This is a genomic window from Pseudomonas anatoliensis (assembly GCF_017976235.1).
Taxonomy (GTDB): domain Bacteria; phylum Pseudomonadota; class Gammaproteobacteria; order Pseudomonadales; family Pseudomonadaceae; genus Aquipseudomonas; species Aquipseudomonas anatoliensis.
Map to the genome: position 1 here is coordinate 559,327 of NZ_JACVHC010000001.1, position 18,947 is coordinate 578,273.

Below are 18,947 nucleotides of genomic sequence, written 5' to 3' on the forward strand. Positions count from 1 at the left end.
AGTCTCAGCCAGTCAAATGTTCACTGACACTCCCTCATCGCGAGCAGGCTCACTCCTGCAGTGGTTTTGTGGTGTCTGGATTATTTACGATCCAGCCACACGGTCTGCGCGTTGCAGAACTCGCGAACGCCGAAGTGCGACAGTTCACGGCCAAACCCACTCTTCTTCACACCACCGAAGGTCACGCGTGGGTCGCTGGCGGAATAACCGTTGATGAATACCCCGCCGGTTTCCAGCTCGCTGGTCAGTTGCTGTGCCAGTTGCACATTGGCGGTGTAGATCGTCGCGGTCAGACCGAATTCGCTGTCGTTTGCCAACGCGACGGCATGCGCGCAATCGCGGGCGGTGATGATCGAGGCGACCGGGCCGAACAGTTCCTGTTTGAACGAGGTCATGCGATCGGTGACGTCGGCCAGTACGGTCGGTTCGTAGTAGTTGCCAGCCCCAGCGGTTTTGCCGCCGCCGAGCAACAGGGTCGCACCTTCTTCGAGGGTGTCGCGCACTTGCTGATCGAGTTCATCACGCAGATCAAAACGCGCCATCGGCCCGATGTAAGTATCGGCAGACAGCGGATCACCCACTTTCAGCTTGCGCGTCGCTTCAACGAATTTGCGGGTGAATTCTTCAACGACGCCTTCTTCGATGATCAGACGCTTGGCCGCCGCGCAGACCTGGCCGGAGTTCTGGTAGCGACCGATCACCGCGGCCTGAACGGCTTCGTCGAGATTGGCGTCATTGAGCACGATAAACGGATCAGATCCGCCCAACTCCAGCACGCATTTCTTCAGCGCGGCACCTGCCTGAGCGCCGATGGCCATGCCAGCGCGGACGCTGCCGGTCAGCGTAACGGCAGCAATGCGCGGGTCGGCGATGGCGCTGGAGACGCCTTCGGTAGTGACGTTGATCACTTCAAACACGCCGGGGGCAAAGCCTGCGCGGGTAAACGCATCGCGCAGCAAATAAGCGCTGCCCATCACGTTAGGCGCATGCTTTAGGACGTAGGTATTGCCGGCGATCAGCGTTGGGACGGCACCTCGCAGCACTTGCCAGATCGGGAAGTTCCACGGCATCACGGCGAGGATCGGGCCGAGTGGGCGGTATTCGATGCGCGCCTTGCCGTCTTCAACCTGAGTCGCTTCAGCATCGAGCATGGCCGGGCCATGTTCGGCGTACCACTCGCAGAGCTTCGCGCATTTTTCGATTTCACCGCGGGCCTGGGCGATGGGTTTGCCCATTTCCAGGGTGATCATGGTGGCCATGGCCTCAGCGGTTTCACGCAGTGCACCGGCGAGGGCGGTCAGAGCGCGAGAGCGATCTTGCAGCGGCTTGCGTTTCCACTTGCCGAAGCCGAAGGCGGCGCGGGTCAGCGCGGCATCGAGGGCTTCTGCGGATTCAAACGCGTAGTGGCCGATCTGCTCGCCGGTGGCGGGGTTGATCGAAATGGCGTGGGTCTGGCTGGAAATCTGGCTCATGGCTGTCGTCCTGCGTGTTCAAAGGATGGAGCTAGAGTAGGGTGGTGTTTGTTTTCTGGAAACTGAATAATAAAGATCGTTTCTTTCACGATTAGAGAATGACTATGGATCTGGTGCAGCTGGAAATCTTCAAAGCCGTTGCCGAACACGGCAGCATCAGCGCCGCCGCCGCGCAGATCCATCGCGTGCCGTCGAACCTGACCACGCGAATCAAACAGCTTGAGCAGGACTTGGGCGTCGATCTGTTTATTCGTGAGAAAAGCCGTTTGCGCCTGTCGCCGGCCGGTTGGAGTTTTCTTGAATACGCACGGCGCATTCTCGATCTGGTGCAAGAGGCTCGGGCCACGGTTGCGGGTGAAGAACCGCAGGGCGCGTTTCCTCTGGGTTCGCTGGAAAGTACGGCCGCAGTGCGCATCCCTGAGCTGCTGGCGGCGTATAACCAGTTGCACCCGAAAGTCGACCTGGACCTGTCCACCGGGCCGTCCGGGACAATGATCGATGGCGTGCTATCCGGGCGTCTGGCCGCTGCATTTGTCGACGGCCCGGTGTTACATCCGGCTCTGGAGGGCGTGCCGGCGTTTGAAGAGGAAATGGTCATCATCGCACCGCTCAATCACCTGCCAGTTCAGCGCGCGGCGGATGTGAATGGCGAGAGCATCTATGCGTTTCGCTCCAACTGCTCCTACCGTCACCATTTCGAAAAATGGTTCAGCACCGACGCCGCCGTACCCGGCAAGATCTTCGAAATGGAGTCCTATCACGGCATGCTCGCCTGCGTCAGTGCTGGCGCAGGCCTGGCGCTGATGCCACGCAAAATGCTGCAAAGCATGCCTGGCAGCGCGACAGTGAGTGTCTGGCCGCTGACGGCAGATTTTCGCTACCTGACCACTTGGCTGGTGTGGCGGCGGGGCACGGTGTCGCGCAGTTTGAGCATGTTCGTGCGCTTGCTTGAAGAGCGCGGTGTGGTGCGTGCCGAAGAGTAATTGGCACTGTGTGTGAGTGTGGTTTTTGGCACAAGCCATCGGCGATGGTCGCGAGAGTTTCCACGCATACGACCCGTGTCAAATACCGGATCGGCTCATTGCGCTTCACCGTGTGGGTTGAGGTTGGCGATCAGTTCGTCGGTGCTGGCGATGACATGGGCGAAGGTCGGGCCGTTGAGTTCGTGAGCGGCGTGCATCATTTCCGCTTTGAATGCGGCGGTGGCATCGCGCAGCAGGGTGACGTGATAGCCCAGTTCAGAAGCATAGCGGGCGGTGGCCTCGATGCAGGTGTTGGCCAGCAGACCGGCGATGATCACGTGAGTGATGCCTTTTTGTTTCAGGCGAAAATCCAGGTCAGTGTTGGCGAAACCACTGGAGCCCCAATGTTCCTGAACGACGATGTCGCCTTCCTGCGGCGCGAAGTCCGGATGCCATTCACCGCCCCATTCGCCACGGGCAAAATGGTGCATGTGCATGATCTTGCATTGGGTCGGCGTGGGGTGATCCCAGTTTTCGTAATCGCCTTTTTCCCAGCGATGATGGGGAACGATGACTACTGGAATTTGCAGGCCGCGCACGGCGCGGTCGAGTTTGCGCAGGTTGTCGAGTAAACCGTTCTGTTCGGCCATCGGTTTGATCAGCGGGAAGACCTTGCCGCCCTCCGAGAGAAAATCGTTGTACGGATCGACCAATAAGTAAGCGGTTCTGTCTAGCGGATAGCGAGGTTGCAACATGACTGTTTGCTCCGGCAAAGAGATTGAACGGTGCGCAGGGCTTGTCCCGCTGCCATGTTGATATGATAATCATAGTAATGATGAAAGAGGCAAGCCCTGATGGCAATAAACGATAGTCCGTCTGACACGCTGTGCCCGGTGGCGCGAGCGGAGGCAATCGTAGGCGACCGCTGGACCGTGCTGGTTTTGCGCGAGTTGTTTATGGGCAGCCATCGCTATGACGAGATCCAGGCGCAAACCGCTGGCACCCCGCAGATGGTCGCCTCCCGTCTGAAAAATCTGGAGGCAGACGGGTTGGTCGAGCGTCGTTTGTACAACGAGCGGCCAAAACGCTACGAGTACCACCTCACCGCGAAAGGCGAGGCGTTTTATCCGGTGTTGATTGCGTTGCGGGCGTGGGGAGAAACCTGGTGCAAGGCACCGGAAGAGGGAGTGGCAGTCAACATGACCCACAAAACCTGTGATCACGACGCAGGTTTGGGCCCGCTATGCGATCACTGCGGCGAACCTCTGCGGCGCGCAGACCTGATCAGCCAACCGCGAGAAGCCTACGCCGCCGAACGGCAGGCGCGGCGTGAGGCGTTCAAGGCGAAATAGCGTTGATCACGGCGTGCCGTTGCGACCGTAAAGCAGGTAACCGGGACGCTGACTCAAGCGCTCGTAATAGGCATTTACCGCTGGCAGGTGCGGATGCGCGAGTGGCGTCTCGAACCAGCGATTGACTGACAAGCCAATCGGGATGTCGGCGAGGGAAAACTGCTCGCCGCTGACATAGGCGCCGGTTTTCTCCAGTTGCCGGTCGAGGATTTCCATGTTGCGCGACCAGTCTCGGCAGCCGGCGGCCAATGCGCCTGGGTCTTGATAATCCGGTGACTTGCGTACCAGCGACATGAGCGGATACGACCACGAGCGGTTCAGCTCCGAAGGCTGCCAGTCCAGCCACTGATCGATGCGCGCACGCTCGCGCGCATCAGTCGGGTAAAGGTGCGAACCGTCATAACGCGCTACCAGATAGCGAATGATCGAATTGGATTCCCACAGGGTGAAATCGCCGTCCTGAATCACCGGCACCATGGCGCAGGGATTGAGTGCGAGAAATTCAGGTGTGTCGGTGGATTTGAAGCCCGAGCCCCAATCTTCACGCTCGAACGGGATCTGCAGTTCGGCGCAGGTCCACAGCACTTTGCGCACGTTGATTGATGAAGCCTTGCCCAGAATTCGCAGCATTGGATGTCCCTCTCCCGGTATTTGTAGACCGTCAACAAATACCACAGCGCAATGCAGAAGGCCCGCATGACGCGATGCTGTTTCACTTGAGAATGAAGCTTTGATTGTGGCGAGGAAGCTTGCTCCCTCGCCACAGGTTAGTGTCAGGTTTGATTGACCTGGGTTATCGGCTGAGGAACGCCAACAAATCCTCATTCAACGCCTGCGCATGCGTCACTGCAAAACCATGCGGTGCGCCGGCATAGACCTTGAGTTCAGCCCCTTTGATCTGCGCGGCGGCCTGTTTGCCGGTGGTTTCGAACGGCACGATCTGGTCGCCGTCGCCATGAATCACCAGCGTCGGCACATCGATCTTCGCCATGTCCGGGCGGAAGTCGGTTTCCGAGAAGGCAGTCACGCAGTCCACGGTGCCTTTGAGCGACGCCAGCAGGGCGACGTTCAGGGTTTGCGTCAGCACGCCATCGGAGACGGTCTGGCCCTGATTGGTGCCATAGAACGGCGCGGCAAAATCAGCGATGAACTGCGCGCGATCTTTCAGCAGACCGGCCTTGATGCCATCGAACACCGACGTGTCTACGCCCTGCGGGAAGTCGGCTTTCTTGCCGAACAGCGGCGTCACCGCGCCCAGCAATACCAACCCGGCAACGCGCTCGCTGCCGTGCCGGGCAATGTAGCGGCTGACATCGCCACCGCCCATGGAGAAACCCACCAGCGTCACTTCACGCAGATCCAGATGATTGATCAGTTGCGCGATGTCATCGGCAAAGGTGTCGTAGTCGTAACCGGTCCACGGTTGATCGGAGCGACCGAAACCCCGGCGGTCGAAAGCGATGGTGCGATAGCCACGACTGCTCAGGTATTCCATCTGGTATTCCCACATGTCGGCGTCCAGTGGCCAGCCGTGGCTGAACAGCACGGGCTTACCGCTGCCCCAGTCCTTGTAATAGATTTCGGTGCCGTCTTGTGCGGTGAACGTGCTCATGGAAACTCCTTGCGTCAGGGTTTTTCGAAGGGCGTGCATGGATTGCCGAAAAGGCAGCCTTCACTATCCACGCAATCGCAACCGCTCACTTGTATGCAGGTGCTGGGTTGGATCTCCGCATCAGGGTTGTATGATGCAACCCTGAGCCACAAGGCCGATCACTGGTTTGAGGGAGTACGTTGACGTGAAGCGCAAAAGCCTGCAGGGCAATGCCTGCCCGGTTGCCCGGACACTGGACCTGATCGGTGACTGGTGGTCATTGCTGATCATCCGCGATGCGCTGGAGGGCATACGCCGGTTCAGCGATTTTCAAAAGAATCTGGATATCGCCAAAAACATGCTCAGCGCCCGCCTCAAGGCGCTGGTGGAGCAGGGCATCCTGCAAACGGTGCCGGCGGCCGATGGGGGCGCCTATAAGGAGTACGTGCTGACCGAGCGCGGCAAAGCCTTGCAGACCGTGATTGTCGCGCTGTCGCAATGGGGCGGTGAGTTTATGTACGAGCCGGGAGAGGCGGGATCGGTGATGGTCGATGCGAAGAATCGCCAACCGCTCTGCAAGCTTGAATTGAAGGCCGCGGACGGTCGCGTGTTGGCGGCGAACGAGGTAGCGACCCGGTTCGGCGTGGAGCACTGAAAAACCGTCGTTACCAGCGTCTTCGACGGAGTAGAAGGGGAGCGTTCATCCTGATGAATTCTCCCCTTTTCAGTTCTGGTTTTCTGCCAGGTTTTCAGCGAAACGCCGGCACCACATGCTTGATAAACAACGCCAACGACTTCTTCTTCTCTTCATGCGGCAAGCTGTTGTCACACCAAAAACTGAACTCATCCACCCCCAGTTCCTGGTAGTACTTGATCCGCGGAATGATCTCTTCTGGCGTACCGATCATCGCCGTCTTGTGCAGACTCTCCAGTTCAAACTCTGGACGCCCGGCAAACTTCTCTTCCGGGCTCGGGGCGAGGAAGCCATTGACCGGCGTTTCCTTGTTGCCAAACCAAGCATCAAACGTGCGGTAAAAACGCGAGATCGCTTTAGCGCCGACTTTCCAGCCCTCAGGATCGTCTGCGGTGTGCACGTGGGTATGACGCAGCACCATCAATTGCGGGCGCGGTACATCTGGGTTGTTGTCCAGCGCGGTCTGGAATTTGTTCTTCAGGTCGAGCACTTCTTCATCGCCCTTCATCAAAGGCGTGACCATCACGTTGCAGCCGTTGGCGACGGCGAAGTTGTGCGAGTCCGGGTCACGGGCGGCGATCCACATCGGTGGATTGGGCTTCTGGATCGGTTTCGGCACGCTGGTGGAGGTGGGGAATTTCCAGATGTCGCCGTCGTGGGCGTAGTCGCCTTTCCATAGGGCGCGAACCACCGGGACCATTTCTCTAAGGGCCTGGCCGCCGCTTGATGCGGGCATGCCGCCGGCCATGCGGTCGAATTCAACCTGATAGGCACCGCGCGCCAGGCCCACTTCCATGCGGCCGTTGCTGATGACGTCGAGCAACGCGCATTCGCCGGCGACCCGCAGCGGATGCCAGAACGGCGCGATGATGGTGCCGGCGCCGAGGTGGATGGTGGTGGTTTTGGCCGCGAGGTAGGCGAGCAGCGGCATCGGGCTCGGCGAGATGGTGTATTCCATGGCGTGGTGTTCGCCGATCCACACGGTGCTGAAACCACCGGCCTCGGCCATCAGGGTCAGTTCGGTCAGGTCTTCGAACAGTTGGCGGTGGCTGACGCTTTCGTCCCAGCGTTCCATGTGTACGAACAGGGAAAATTTCATGACGTTTCCTCGGATCTTTTTGTTGTGGCTACAAAATTTTGGGCCATCGCTAGCTCACGGCGAACTCTGTAGGAGCTGCCGAAGGCTGCGATCTTTTGATTTTGCTTTAAAGACCAGATCAAAAGATCGCAGCCTGCGGCAGCTCCTACAAGGTTCGCGCGAGCAAGACGGGGCCTTCAGTTCATTTTTACAGGACTGAAAATGTTCGATCAGGCCAGGACGGGCAGGGCGCCCATTTTGCCGTGGCAATACACCAGCGGACCGGCGCACTGCTCGGGCACGATCAGGTTCTTCACCGCACCGACCATGATCGCGTGGTCGCCACCTTCGTATTCACGCCACAACTCGCACTCGATCACCGCTGTCGCGTTGGCCAGGATCGGATTGCCCAGCTCACTCAATGTCCACTCGATGCCCTGCGCCTTGTCCTTGCCTTTACGGGCGAAAGCGTAGGCCTCGCTTTGCTGGCCACCGGACAGAACATGGATCGCGAAGCGTTTGTTCTTGATCAGTACCGGATAGGAGTCGGAGCTGTAGTTGGGGCAGAACAGCACCAGGGCCGGATCGATCGACAGCGAGCTGAAGGCGCTGGCGGTCAGCCCGACAATCTGGCCGTCATCGTCCAGGGTGGTGATGACGGTTACGCCGGACGGGAACGAGCCCATGACTTGTTTGTAGATGGCGGCATCGATCATTGGACAGTCCTCGGGTGTTGTGACGCGATTATTATGTGTTTATTGGTCTGATGGTATACCAGTATTTGTTCTTTGCAAGGGCTTTCAAGCTGAATCGATAAACGTCGCGCTTTCGTCGGAAACTCAACGTTTATTGGGCTTTCCAGTGACCTGAAGACCGCGGAATCAGCGAGGATGGCGTATCAGATCGCTTCGTAAACTACGGATCAGTCTTGTGGAATATTTGGAATACCATAATATGGTCTGCATCTGAGGGGCGGCCACGAAGCTCCCCCGGTTTGGCTTCATACAACGATAAGAACAGACAAACTCGAGTCCATAGATATGACCCAGATGTCCCGGCAAGATCCGTTGATCGAGAACCACACGGTCGACTACGTCCCACTCGCGGAACGCCACGGGAAGGCCCGCGACCTTTTCACCCTTTGGTTCAGCACCAACATTGCGCCACTGCCCATCGTCACCGGCGCCATGGTGGTTCAGGTGTTCCACCTCGATTTGCTTTGGGGGCTGCTGGCGATTGCGCTTGGGCACATGATCGGCGGCGTGGTGATTGCTTTGGCGTCAGCGCAGGGCCCACGCATGGGCATTCCGCAGATGGTCCAGAGCCGTGGGCAGTTCGGCCGTTATGGTGCGCTGTTGATCGTGTTCTTTGCGGCGATCATCTACATCGGTTTCTTCATTTCCAACATCGTACTGGCGGGTAAATCAATCGTCGGCATTGCACCATCGGTGCCGGCGCCGCTGAGCATTCTGATCGGTGCGTTGGCGGCTACGGCGATTGGCGTCATTGGTTACAACTTCATTCATACGCTGAACCGCATTGGCACCTGGGTGATGGGCGGGGCGCTGCTGGCCGGTTTCATCTATATCTTCGCTCATGACTTGCCGGCGGATTTCCTGACTCGCGGCAGTTTCAACCTGTCTGGCTGGTTGGCGACGGTGTCGCTGGGGATCATCTGGCAGATCAGTTTCTCGCCGTATGTTTCCGATTACTCGCGTTACCTGCCGGCGGATATCGGTATCGCCAAACCGTTCTGGGCCACTTATCTGGGCGCTACGCTGGGCACGATTCTGTCGTTCAGTTTCGGCGCGGTGGCGGTGCTGGCGACGCCGGAAGGCACCGAAGCAATGGCAGCGGTCAAGCAGTCCACCGGTTGGCTCGGGCCGATTCTGATGGTGCTGTTCCTGCTCAATATCATCAGTCACAACGCCCTCAATCTGTACGGCGCGGTGCTGTCGATCATCACCTCGATCCAGACCTTCGCCAGCCAATGGACGCCGAGCATCAAAGTGCGCGTAGTGCTGTCGAGCGTGATCCTTGCCGGTTGCTGCGTGGTGGCGCTTGGCGCGTCGGCGGATTTCATTGCAGAGTTCATCGGCCTGATTCTGGCGCTGTTGCTGGTGCTGGTGCCGTGGGCGTCGATCAACCTGATCGACTTCTACCTGATCAAGCGCGGTTGCTACGACATCACCTCGATTTTCCGCGCTGATGGCGGCATTTACGGGCGCTTCAACCTGCACGCGATCGTCGCTTACTTCATCGGCATCGTCGTGCAGCTGCCGTTCGCCAACACCTCGTTGTACGTCGGGCCTTACGCCAATCTGGTCGACGGTGCGGACTTGTCGTGGCTGGTTGGCCTGGTGGTCACCGTGCCGTTGTATTACTGCCTGGCCACACGCGGCCAGACCCAGCAGAGCAGGGCGGCGCAACTGGGCTGTGGCGAGGGGATTTATCCCCGCTCGGCTGCGAAGCAGTCGTAAAATTGGCGAACGCGGCGCCCTTTTAGATGAGGGGGGCCGCTTCGCAGCCCAACGGGGATAAATCCCCTCGCCACAATGACTCCTGGCTTCTACTGTTTGCGACTGAACAGTATTACAGCGGTGCTATACATCCTCCCTCCGCATCCCGGTGGTCATTCAAATTGGCCACATCGATCCCCTTTTGGCCCGTCGCCCACTGTGATCCATCTACGCGGTCAGCAAGAATCAAAACCACAACGAAATGCCAGACCTTTTTACCCTTGGCTATCTTTAAAGCCACTGCCGTGTACAGAACATAAAAACCATCGAACTCACGTCGCATTTTGGGAAAACAACCATGGTCACGATGAAACGTATTCTGGGTGCCACCGTGTGTGGACTGACGCTGTTGGCCAGCGCGGTCCAGGCCGAGCAGCGCGAACTGCGGGTGTATAACTGGGCGGATTACATCCTGCCGGCGGTGCCCAAGGATTTCGCTGCGCAAAGCGGCATCAAAGTGACCTGGGACACCTTCGACACCAACGAATCCCTGGAAGCCAAACTCCTGACCGGTAACTCCGGTTACGATCTGGTGGTGCCGTCGAACCAGTTCCTCGAGACCCAGATCAAGGCCGGTGTGTTTCAGAAACTCGACAAGTCGAAGTTGCCCAATTGGAAGCACCAGGACCCGGAGCTGTTGAAGCTGCTGGGCAAGAACGATCCCGGCAACCAGTACGGCGTGCCCTACATGGTCGGTACGGTGCTGATCGGTTTTAACCCGGCCAAGGTCAAGGCTGCCCTTGGCGAGAACGCGCCCGTGGACAGCTGGGATCTGGTGTTCAAGCCCGAGAACATGGAAAAGCTGAAATCCTGCGGTGTGGCGATGCTTGATTCGCCGACGGAAATTCTGCCGCTGGCCCTGCATTATCTGGGCCTCGACCCGAACAGCCAAAACCCCGCCGACTACGAAAAAGCCAAGGAGCTGATGCTCAAGGTTCGTCCGTACGTGACCTACTTCAACTCGGCCAAATACATGACGGACATCGCCAACGGCGACATCTGCGTGGCCATCGGTTACTCCGGCAGTTTCTATCAGTTCGGCAACCGCGCGAAAGAGGCGGGCAATGGCGTGGTGGTCGACTGGCGTTTGCCGAAGGAAGGCGCGCCGATCTGGTTCGATACGTTCGCGATTCCCAAGAGCGCGAAGAACGTCGCCGAGGCCCATGAGTTTCTCAACACCTTGCTTGATCCGAAGGTCATCGCGCCGATCAGTGACTTCCTCGGTTACCCGAATGCGAACAAGGATTCCATGGCGTTGATCAACAAGGAAATCACTGGCAACCCGAACCTGACGCCGACCCCCGAGGCGTTGAAAACCCTCTACGTCGTGCAGCCACTGCCGCAAAAGGTTGAGCGTGTACGCACCCGGGTCTGGACCAGCATCAAGTCCGGCAATTAACCCACCCTCCCTGTAGGAGTGAGCCTGCTCGCGATAGCGTTATGTCATTCAACATCGACTTTGAATGGTCTGGCGCCATCGCGAGCAGGCTCACTCCTACAGGTTTTTGTGTGGTGTCATTGAATGCTGCGTTTTGGGTCTCGGGTCGTGATCAGGCTCAGCAGCACCGACCCAAAAATCACCCCACCCACCACCGCCAACGACCATTCCACCGGCATATGAAACCACGGCATCAACGTCATCTTGCCGCCGATGAACACCAGCACAATCGCCAAACCGTACTTGAGCAGGTGGAAGCGGTCAGCCATGTCCGCCAGCAGGAAGTACAGCGCCCGCAGGCCCATGATCGCGAAGATATTCGAGGTGAAGACGATGAACGGGTCAGTGGTGACGGCGAAGATCGCCGGGATGCTGTCGACCGCGAACATCAAGTCGCTGGCCTCGATCAGCACCAGCACCAGAAACATCGGCGTGGCCCAGCGCACGCCGTTTTGCAGGACAAAAAACCGTTCGCCATGAAAGCCGCTGGTGATGCGCAAATGCCCGCGCACCCAGCGCAACAAAGGGTTTTTCTCCAGATCCGGTTGCTGATCGGCAAACACCAGCATCTTGATCCCGGTGATGATCAGAAACACGCCGAACACGTACAGCAGCCACTCGAACTGCGACACCAGCCACACTCCGGCAAAAATCATCACCGCGCGCATCACGATCGCCCCGAGTACGCCGTACAGCAGCACACGACGCTGCAACTCCGGCGGCACGGCGAAGTAGCTGAAGATCATCACGAAGATGAACATGTTGTCGATCGACAGCGACTGCTCGATCAGATAACCGGTGAGGAATTCCAGGGTTTTCTGCCGGGCGATTTCGCCGCCGAATTCACCGTGCAGATACCACCAGAGCAGGCCTGCGAAACTCAACGCCAGCAAACACCAAGCGATCACCCAAGCCAAGGCTTCGCGCACTGAAACCCGATGCGCCTTGCGCCCGCCGAACACAAAAAGATCCAGTGCCAACATCGCAAGTACGAAGACGATGAAGGCGCCCCACATCCACGGTTCGCCGATATTGATGTTCGTTTCTGGCATGTCACGCTCCCTGTTTCTGGCTGTATTAGGGTCAGACGAGGCCATGCTAGCGACGTGTTTGGGCGAAAGAAAAATCGTTTATTTCTGGGTTAGAGTTCGTTATTAACGAAGTGTCGGCCCCGTGGCTGATCGCGGATCAACGAAAAAACTCCCCCGGCGTTTCCCCAAACTGCTGACGAAACGCTGCAATAAACGCCGACGTCGAGTCGTAGCCGCAGGCCAGTGCGACGTCGGTGACGCGTTCGCCTTTTTCCAGTGGTGTCAGCGCTCCGAGCAGGCGCAAGCGTTGGCGCCAGGCGCGGAAGGTCAGGCCGGTATCGCGCAGGAACAGGCGCGTGAGGGTCTTTTCGGTGACGCCGAATTTTTCGCTCCAATGGCTCAGGGTGGTTTGCTGTTCGGGATGCTGCTCCAGGCTCTGGTAGATCTGTTGCAAGCGCGCGTCCTGGGGCAGCGGCAGCATCAGGTCGATCTGTGGCGCTTCGGCCAGTTGATCGAGGATCACCTGGGCCAGCCGTCCGTGTGGGCCGGACTGATCGTATTCCACGGGAACCAGGCTGAAGGCGCGGATCAGTTCGCGCAGCAAATCGCTGACACCGAGTACATGACAATGCTCGACAGCCCAACCGGCAACGCTGCAATCGATGTACAGGCTGCGCATTTCAGTGTGTGGCGAGCTGAATACCCGATGCGGCACACCGGCCGGAATCCATACAGCGCGCTCAGGCGGAGCAACGAAGCGTCCGGCACTGGTCTGGACCTCGAGCACCCCTTGAATCGCATAGGATAATTGCACCCACGGATGGCTGTGGCGTCGGGTCAGTGCGCGATTGGGCAGGGATTCAGTGCGTCCGTACAGCGGGCGCGGCAGGCTGGGTAGCCCGGGAATGCTGCGTCGTATGCTTTTTTCATGTCCTTTAGACGGCATCTGCAGGCTCTTCGGCGTTAGTCGGTAATTCCCGCTCACGTTAGAGTCGTCGGCACGCACTGGCAACCCCCGGATGAACACACCATGACGCGCCCAAGATTCCTGCCCGATAACTTCACCCTGACGCTGATCGGCGTCGTGCTACTGGCGAGTTTTCTGCCCGCCAGCGGTCAGGTCGCGGTCGGTTTCGGCTGGCTGACCAACATCGCCATCGCGCTGCTGTTTTTCCTCCACGGCGCCAAACTCTCGCGGGAATCGATCATCGCCGGCGCCGGTCACTGGCGCCTGCATTTGCTGGTGTTCGGCCTGACCTTCGTGCTGTTCCCGCTGCTGGGGCTGGCGCTGAAACCGCTGCTGTCGCCGCTGATCGGCGACACGTTGTACATGGGCATGCTTTACCTGTGCGCGTTACCCGCAACAGTGCAGTCGGCGATTGCCTTCACCTCGCTGGCGCGGGGCAACATTCCGGCGGCGATTTGCAGTGCGGCGGCGTCGAGCCTGTTCGGGATTTTCCTCACGCCGTTGCTGGTGACGCTGCTGCTCGACGTCCAAGGTGAAGGTGGTTCGACCCTCGATGCGATCCTGAAAATCAGCATGCAGTTACTGCTGCCTTTCATCGTGGGTCAGATTGCCCGCCGCTGGATCGGCGCGTGGGTAGGGCGCAACAAGAACTGGCTGAAGTTTGTCGATCAGGGTTCGATTCTGCTGGTGGTTTACGGCGCGTTCAGCGAGGCAGTCAACGAAGGCATCTGGCAGCAGATCCCGCTGATCGAATTGCTCGGGCTGGTGGTGGTCTGCTGCATTTTGCTGGCACTGGTGCTAGTGGCGGCGACGTTGCTGGGCAAGGCCTTCGGTTTCAGTCAGGAAGACCGCATCACCATTCTGTTTTGCGGTTCGAAAAAGAGCTTGGCCACCGGCGTGCCGATGGCGCAGGTGTTGTTTGCCGGCAGCACCATTGGTGTGTTGATCCTGCCGCTGATGCTGTTCCATCAGATTCAATTGATGGTTTGCGCGGTGTTGGCACAGCGCTATGCGAAGCGACCGGAATCGGTGCCGGAGTTGATGGCGCAAGTCGATCCATAACCCCACACCGTCACCTGTAGGAGCTGCCGCAGGCTGCGATCTTTTGATGTTGTTTTTAAGATCAAAAGATCGCAGCCTTCGGCAGCTCCTACATGGGGGATCAGCATTTTGTGAGGGGCGTTGCGACTTAATAGGCGTTTCGCTTCCTTGCAAACGGCGACAAGAAGGAAATCAGTCTAAAAACACCGCAGCAGCGCTGCGACCGTTTGCTAGGCTCAATGATGTAGGTGAAGACGCAGACTGATGCGCAAACGGATAGCAAGGGGACGTGGGGCGCGTTCCGAAGGGTACACGGTTAGAAAGATCTCCGCGCTGAGATCCAGCCCTTATGCCGTGTGAAGCAGCCGAGGCACTACCTTTTCAATTTGGCCCGGTACTGTGAGAAGCCTGATAAACCTTGTAAGCCAGAGACCAGCACTGGCCGCCTACTCAAACACCAAAGCCCGCATTGTGCGGGCTTTGTTTTTTACCCCTGTGGCGAGGGGATTTATCCCCGTTGGGCTGCGATGCAGCCCCTTTCAAAGAATCACATCTTAGCCAAAGCCTGCGCCAAATCCTCCCGCAGATCCTCAACATCCTCAACCCCCACCGACAGCCGGACCAACCCGTCACCAATCCCCAGTTTCGCGCGGGTTTCGGGTGGAATGGTGGCGTGCGTCATGATCGCCGGATGCTCGATCAGGCTCTCCACACCGCCCAGACTTTCCGCCAGGGCGAAGATTTTCACGTTCTCCAGAAAGCGCCGCGCGCCGGCCAGATCGCTGTTCAGGTCCACGGAAATCATCCCGCCGAAACCGCGCATTTGCCGTTTGGCCAGTTCATGCTGCGGGTGCGATTCAAGGCCGGGGTAGTAGACGCGTTTGACCTGCGGTTGCTGTTCCAGCCACTGCGCCAGATCCTGCGCGTTGCTGCAATGACGCTCCATGCGCAGCGCCAGGGTTTTCACGCCACGCAAGGTAAGAAACGCATCGAACGGCCCGGATATCGCACCGACCGCGTTTTGCAAAAAGCCCAGGCGCTCGGCCAGATCGGCGTTCTGCCCGACCACGGCTATCCCGCCGATCACGTCGGAGTGACCGTTCAGATACTTGGTGGTCGAGTGCAGCACGATGTCGAAACCCAACTCCAGCGGGCGCTGGATGTACGGGCTGGCAAAAGTGTTGTCAGCCACGCTGATGATCCCGCGTGCGCGGCAGATGCGCGCGATGGCGGCCAGATCCGACAGGCTCAGCAGCGGATTGGTCGGTGTCTCGACCATGACCATGCGCGTGTCGTCCTGTAACGACGCTTCGAATGCCGACAGGTCAGTCAGGTCGACGTAGCTGAAGCGGTGCCCGGCGCTGCGTTGGCGCACCTTGTCGAACAAGCGAAAGGTGCCGCCGTACAAGTCGTTTCCGGAAATCACGTGCGAGCCGGCATCGATCAACTCAAGAACGGTGGAAATCGTCGCCAGCCCGGAGGCAAACGCAAAGGCCCGGGTGCCACCTTCCAGATCCGCCACGCAGCGCTCAAGGGCAAATCGCGTCGGGTTATGCGAGCGCCCGTAGTCGAAACCCTTGTGCACGCCGGGGCTGTCTTGCAGGTACGTGGAGTTGGCGTAAATGGGCGGCATCAACGCGCCGGTGGTCGGGTCGGGCTCTTGCCCGGCATGGATTACCCGGGTCGCGAAACCTTGGGCATTGTTGTCCTGCTGACTCATGCGAGGGATCTCCGTAATTGGTTGAGCATGTCGACGCGGGTGATCAGGCCATGGAAGCCCGAAGCGTCGGCGATGATGGCGACGAGGCCACGGCTGAGCACCGATTCCAGCTCGGCGAGGGGGGCGTCGGGCGCGAGGGTTTGCAGTTTGTCGGTCATCACGCTGGAGACCGATTGGCTGAAGCGTGCGGCGTCCTCGTGCACTCCCAGCAAAATGTCCGATTCGTCGATCACGCCGACCAGTTGTTTGCCTTCCACCAGCACGGGCAGTTGCGAGACATCCGCCAGGCGCATGCGCTGGAAGGCGGTTAGCAGTGTGTCATCGGGGCCGACGCTGATGACACGACCGTCTTCAAAACGGCGGGCGATCAAGTCCCGCAGGTCGCCATAGCCTTTGCGCTGCAACAGGCCCTGATCGGTCATCCACTGGTCGTTGTAGACCTTCGACAAATAGCGCGTGCCGGTGTCGCAGACGAAACTCACCACGCGTTTTGGCTCGGTCTGTTCGCGGCAATAGCGCAGCGCGGCAGCGAGCAGGGTGCCTGTCGATGACCCACCGAGAATGCCCTCGGCACGCAGCAATTGACGGGCATGGTCGAAGCTTTCTTCGTCGCTGATCGAGTAGGCGTGGCGCACGCTGGAGAGGTCGGTGATCGACGGAATGAAGTCCTCGCCAATGCCTTCAACCGCCCATGAACCGGGGGTTGGCAGCGAGCCGTCGCGGCTGTATTGCGCCATCACTGAGCCGACCGGATCGGCCAGAACCATTTCCAGTTCCGGTTGCACACGTTTGAAAAAACGGGTCAGCCCGGTCAGGGTGCCGGCCGAGCCGACGCCGACCACAATTGCATCCAGATCATGTTCGGTTTGCGCCCAGATTTCCGGCGCAGTACTGCATTCATGGGCCAGCGGATTGGCCGGGTTGTTGAACTGATCGGCAAAAAATGCCCCGGGAATGTCTTTCGCCAACCGCGCGGCGACGTCTTGGTAATACTCGGGATGACCCTTGCCGACGTCGGAGCGGGTGATGTGCACCTCGGCGCCCATGGCTTTCAAGTGCAGGACTTTTTCCGTGGACATTTTGTCCGGAACCACCAGCACCACGCGATAACCCTTGGCGCGGCCGACCAGTGCCAGGCCCAGGCCGGTATTGCCGGCGGTGGCTTCGACGATGGTGCCACCGGGAGTGAGGCGCCCGTCGCGTTCGGCGGCGTCGATCATCGCCAGACCGATTCGGTCCTTGATCGAGCCGCCGGGGTTTTGCGATTCGAGTTTGAGAAACAGTGTGCAGGGGCCGGTATCGAAGCGGGTCACTTTTACCAGCGGCGTATTTCCTATCAGCCCAAGTACGGCAGGGCGGGATTCCTTCGACATTCTTCACCTCTTGTTGGTGATTGATCGCGTTCCATTCGCGGGGAAAAGCTCGCCTGCAACATAGGCCGTGAAGGGATCTGCCGCAACCACCCAGTGGGCTGAAAAGCTCAGCGATTTTGATCTAACTATAGAACTGAATTTGCCGAGGGGCGGGGCGTTATCAACGGGAGGAGGGCCATGCGAGTTCGAGGGCTGTACAGAAAAAATGTGGGAGATGGCTTGCCAGCGATGACGGTGGGTCAGCCAGCATCAATGTCGAGTGTCCGGGCCTCATCGCTGGCAAGCCAGCTCCCACAGGGATCAGCGGTGAAGTGTTGCTGTCATGACACTGTCATTATTCGACAACCATACTGAGCCCAACACATCGCGTGTTCTTCAAAGTTTTTGGCTGCCATTTCCGGCAGCTTTTTTTTGCCTGAAATTCCTTGCCTGCAGGGTTCGATTTGCAATTCCTCAACAGGCCTGGCTAATATACGAACCATATACACTTCGTATCGGATTTCACCATGGGCATCGTAAAGATTTCAGAGGATATGCACGAGAATCTGCGCATCTCCAGCAACGCACTCAGCCGCTCGATCAACGCGCAAGCCGAGCACTGGATGCGCATCGGCATGCTCGCCGAACTGCACCCCAACCTCGACCATAGCGCGATCTGCCGTTTGCTGATTCGTGCTGAACAAAACGGCGGGCTGGACCTGCAACAACTGACTCAGGAAGACGTCACGGCATGAGAAACCAGATCAAGATCAACACCCCGGCCGACATCGCCCAATCGCGCGCCGCCGGCAAACTCGCCGCGCAAGTGCTGGCGATGCTGGTGCCGCACGTCAAGGCAGGCGTCACTACCGATGACCTGGATCGGTTGTGCAACGACTACATCGTCAATGTGCAGAAAGCCATTCCCGCCAATGTCGGTTATCACGGTTTCCCGAAAACCGTGTGCGCCTCGGTCAACGATGTGGTGTGCCACGGTATCCCGTCGGGCACGCCGCTCAAGGATGGCGATATCGTCAACCTCGACATCGCCGTCATCAAGGATGGCTGGTTTGGCGATACCAGCCGCATGTACGTGGTCGGGGAGGCGACGCCTGAGGCGCAGCACCTGATCAAAACGACGTACGACGCCATGTGCGCGGGCATTCGCGTAGTGCGTCCGGGCGCGACCTTGGGCGATATCGGCCATGCAATCCAGAGCCTGGCGGAGAAAGAAGGCTTCAGCGTGGTGCGTGAGTATTGCGGCCACGGGATCGGCAAGGTTTATCACGATGACCCGCAGATCCTGCATTACGGCTTCCCGAATCAGGGCATGAAGCTCAAGGCCGGGATGATTTTTACCGTTGAGCCGATGCTCAATGCCGGTAAACGCCATGTGAAGAACATGCCGGATGGCTGGACCGTGCTGACCAAGGATGGCTCGTTGTCGGCGCAGTGGGAGCATATGGTGGCGGTGACGGAAACGGGGTTTGAAGTGCTGACGGCTTGGCCGGATGAGATTGAGGGTTTTACCCCGATCGTCTGAGCACCGCAAAATCACTGTGGGAGCGAGCCTGCTCGCGAAGAGGCCGTATCAGTCAACATCAACATTGAATGACACACCGCATTCGCGAGCAGGCTCGCTCCCACATTCGGAATATATTCTTGTAGGAGCTGTCGAGTGAAACGAGGCTGCGATCTTTTGATCTTGTTTTTTCACAGCAAGATCAAAA

18 protein-coding genes are annotated in these 18,947 nt (G+C 58.7%); 8 read left to right on the top strand and 10 right to left on the bottom strand.

Going from position 1 to position 18,947, the window contains the following annotated elements:
• Positions 1-80: 80 nt before the first annotated feature.
• Positions 81-1,472 carry an aldehyde dehydrogenase family protein gene (locus tag ICA16_RS02525; RefSeq protein WP_210699853.1) on the bottom strand — a complete coding sequence of 464 codons (1,392 nt, stop codon included), beginning with the start codon at positions 1,470-1,472 and terminating at the stop codon, positions 81-83.
• A gap of 104 nt (positions 1,473-1,576) precedes the next feature.
• Here ICA16_RS02525 and ptrR point away from each other — a divergent pair, with 104 nt between their 5' ends.
• Positions 1,577-2,455 carry a putrescine utilization regulator PtrR gene (ptrR, locus tag ICA16_RS02530; protein WP_210553197.1) on the top strand — a complete coding sequence of 293 codons (879 nt, stop codon included), beginning with the start codon at positions 1,577-1,579 and terminating at the stop codon, positions 2,453-2,455.
• A gap of 95 nt (positions 2,456-2,550) precedes the next feature.
• Here the strand turns inward: ptrR and ICA16_RS02535 are convergent, their stop codons facing one another.
• The gene (locus ICA16_RS02535) at positions 2,551-3,189 is read right to left on the bottom strand and encodes a cysteine hydrolase family protein (RefSeq protein WP_210699854.1); all 639 of its coding nucleotides are present in this window, start codon (positions 3,187-3,189) and stop codon (positions 2,551-2,553) included.
• Positions 3,190-3,288: 99 nt separating this feature from the next.
• On the opposite strand from ICA16_RS02535, the gene ICA16_RS02540 reads away from it, so the two are divergent.
• Entirely contained in the window at positions 3,289-3,786 is a 498-nt protein-coding gene (locus ICA16_RS02540; RefSeq protein WP_210552939.1) for a winged helix-turn-helix transcriptional regulator, read from the top strand.
• A 6-nt stretch (positions 3,787-3,792) separates the two neighbouring features.
• On the opposite strand, the gene ICA16_RS02545 is transcribed toward ICA16_RS02540, so the two are convergent.
• Both ICA16_RS02545 and ICA16_RS02550 read right to left on the bottom strand, forming a co-directional pair.
• The gene (locus tag ICA16_RS02545) at positions 3,793-4,416 is read right to left on the bottom strand and encodes a glutathione S-transferase family protein (RefSeq protein ID WP_210699855.1); all 624 of its coding nucleotides are present in this window, start codon (positions 4,414-4,416) and stop codon (positions 3,793-3,795) included.
• Positions 4,417-4,579: 163 nt separating this feature from the next.
• Positions 4,580-5,398 (bottom strand): alpha/beta fold hydrolase, encoded by an 819-nt coding sequence (locus ICA16_RS02550; RefSeq protein ID WP_210552937.1) that lies wholly within the window; start codon positions 5,396-5,398, stop codon positions 4,580-4,582.
• 184 nt (positions 5,399-5,582) lie between these two features.
• Between ICA16_RS02550 and ICA16_RS02555 the strand changes: the two genes are divergently transcribed.
• Entirely contained in the window at positions 5,583-6,032 is a 450-nt protein-coding gene (locus ICA16_RS02555) for a winged helix-turn-helix transcriptional regulator (RefSeq protein WP_150602783.1), read from the top strand.
• Positions 6,033-6,126: 94 nt separating this feature from the next.
• Here ICA16_RS02555 and ICA16_RS02560 read toward each other — a convergent pair whose 3' ends face one another.
• Both ICA16_RS02560 and ICA16_RS02565 read right to left on the bottom strand, forming a co-directional pair.
• Positions 6,127-7,170, bottom strand: a complete 1,044-nt coding sequence (locus ICA16_RS02560) for an LLM class flavin-dependent oxidoreductase (protein WP_210552935.1) — start codon at positions 7,168-7,170, stop codon at positions 6,127-6,129.
• A 209-nt stretch (positions 7,171-7,379) separates the two neighbouring features.
• The gene (locus ICA16_RS02565) at positions 7,380-7,865 is read right to left on the bottom strand and encodes a flavin reductase family protein (protein ID WP_047301703.1); all 486 of its coding nucleotides are present in this window, start codon (positions 7,863-7,865) and stop codon (positions 7,380-7,382) included.
• A gap of 324 nt (positions 7,866-8,189) precedes the next feature.
• On the opposite strand from ICA16_RS02565, the gene ICA16_RS02570 reads away from it, so the two are divergent.
• Positions 8,190-9,629, top strand: coding sequence for a purine-cytosine permease family protein (locus ICA16_RS02570; protein WP_210699856.1), 1,440 nt, complete (start codon positions 8,190-8,192; stop codon positions 9,627-9,629).
• Between the two features lie 337 nt (positions 9,630-9,966).
• On the top strand, positions 9,967-11,067 hold the full coding sequence (locus ICA16_RS02575) for a polyamine ABC transporter substrate-binding protein (RefSeq protein ID WP_150602779.1): 1,101 nt from the start codon (positions 9,967-9,969) through the stop codon (positions 11,065-11,067).
• A 116-nt stretch (positions 11,068-11,183) separates the two neighbouring features.
• Here ICA16_RS02575 and ICA16_RS02580 read toward each other — a convergent pair whose 3' ends face one another.
• Together ICA16_RS02580 and ICA16_RS02585 are read right to left on the bottom strand one after the other, a co-directional pair.
• Positions 11,184-12,158, bottom strand: a complete 975-nt coding sequence (locus ICA16_RS02580) for a TerC family protein (RefSeq protein WP_210699857.1) — start codon at positions 12,156-12,158, stop codon at positions 11,184-11,186.
• A 136-nt stretch (positions 12,159-12,294) separates the two neighbouring features.
• Entirely contained in the window at positions 12,295-13,083 is a 789-nt protein-coding gene (locus tag ICA16_RS02585; protein ID WP_210552932.1) for an AraC family transcriptional regulator, read from the bottom strand.
• A gap of 84 nt (positions 13,084-13,167) precedes the next feature.
• On the opposite strand from ICA16_RS02585, the gene ICA16_RS02590 reads away from it, so the two are divergent.
• On the top strand, positions 13,168-14,166 hold the full coding sequence (locus ICA16_RS02590) for a bile acid:sodium symporter family protein (protein WP_150615378.1): 999 nt from the start codon (positions 13,168-13,170) through the stop codon (positions 14,164-14,166).
• Between the two features lie 526 nt (positions 14,167-14,692).
• Here ICA16_RS02590 and ICA16_RS02595 read toward each other — a convergent pair.
• Both ICA16_RS02595 and ICA16_RS02600 read right to left on the bottom strand, forming a co-directional pair.
• Positions 14,693-15,865, bottom strand: coding sequence for a cystathionine gamma-synthase (locus ICA16_RS02595; protein WP_210699858.1), 1,173 nt, complete (start codon positions 15,863-15,865; stop codon positions 14,693-14,695).
• A complete protein-coding gene (locus ICA16_RS02600) occupies positions 15,862-17,238 on the bottom strand; it encodes a pyridoxal-phosphate dependent enzyme (protein WP_210699859.1) in 1,377 nt (458 codons plus the stop codon). Before ICA16_RS02600 ends, ICA16_RS02595 begins: the two co-directional genes overlap by 4 nt.
• Before the next feature lie 506 nt (positions 17,239-17,744).
• On the opposite strand from ICA16_RS02600, the gene ICA16_RS02605 reads away from it, so the two are divergent.
• Positions 17,745-17,972, top strand: coding sequence for a ParD-like family protein (locus ICA16_RS02605; RefSeq protein WP_042559521.1), 228 nt, complete (start codon positions 17,745-17,747; stop codon positions 17,970-17,972).
• Positions 17,969-18,760, top strand: coding sequence for a type I methionyl aminopeptidase (map, locus tag ICA16_RS02610; protein WP_210699860.1), 792 nt, complete (start codon positions 17,969-17,971; stop codon positions 18,758-18,760). The genes ICA16_RS02605 and map overlap by 4 nt, the downstream gene beginning before the upstream one ends.
• Positions 18,761-18,947 lie beyond the last annotated feature (187 nt).